Origin of the sequence: Gemmiger sp. An50 (assembly GCF_002161595.1) — a bacterium.
GTDB lineage: Bacteria > Bacillota > Clostridia > Oscillospirales > Ruminococcaceae > Allofournierella.
In genome coordinates this window covers 1-797 of record NZ_NFID01000042.1, presented here as the reverse complement: position 1 = coordinate 797, position 797 = coordinate 1, and the positions used below count along the sequence as shown (strand labels likewise).

The 797-nt window shown below is 64.7% G+C and carries 1 protein-coding gene; it reads left to right on the top strand.

Features of this window, described 5'->3' with window-relative positions; genetic code table 11:
• On the top strand, nt 1–797 hold a 797-nt coding region (locus B5G03_RS17670; protein ID WP_206423650.1), incomplete at both ends, for a MucBP domain-containing protein.

The following is a 797-nucleotide window of genomic DNA, read 5'->3' as shown; positions in this document are numbered from 1 at the left end:
GCGGTAAGCGTCAGTGCAATGCCCGCTCTGGCAGCGGAAGGCGACGCTTCCTCCACCGAAGCCACTACCTATGTGGTGACTTTCCGTCCCGGTGAGCACGGCAAGTTCACCGACTCCTTCATCGCTGGCCTGGAGACCTACGGTGAAGTGAAGGCCAGCGAGGCTACCGGCGCAGTGGCGGTGCGGTTGAACGAGGGCGCGGCTCTGCCCAACGCCCCCCAGCTGACCGATATCGTGATGAATGAGGATGCATCCCGCTACTTTGTGACCGATGCGGCCCAGGGCTACACCGGCGGCACCGCCAGCGGTGATCTGAGCACGGTAGCCCAGTACGCCTTGAGTGCCAGCGATGAGGACGCAGTCTTTACGGTGCAGTATCTGGACCGTGAGACCGGCGCAGAGGTGGCTCCCAGCCTGCAGGGCTCCGCGCCCGTGGGTCAGAACCTGACCTTCTACGCGCTGAACAACATTGAGAACTATACCGCAGAAACAGCCAGCCAGCAGCTGACTGTATCCAGCAACGCGGACCAGAACGTGGTGACCTTCTACTACACTGCGGCTGTGAACAACGTGACCGAGACTGTGACCGTGCCGGGCGGCACCATCACCCAGTATGAGGATCAGACCGTTGTGGGCGGCGCGGCTGTAGCAGGCGGCGGCGCGGGCGGTGCTGGTGGCGCCGGTGGCGCTGGCGGTGCTGGCGCGGGTACCGATGAAGGCGGCGATACCGTGACCATCCCGGAGACCGAGACTCCCCAGGCGGGCGGCGACAATACCCCCGGCGGTGAGGACGTGGA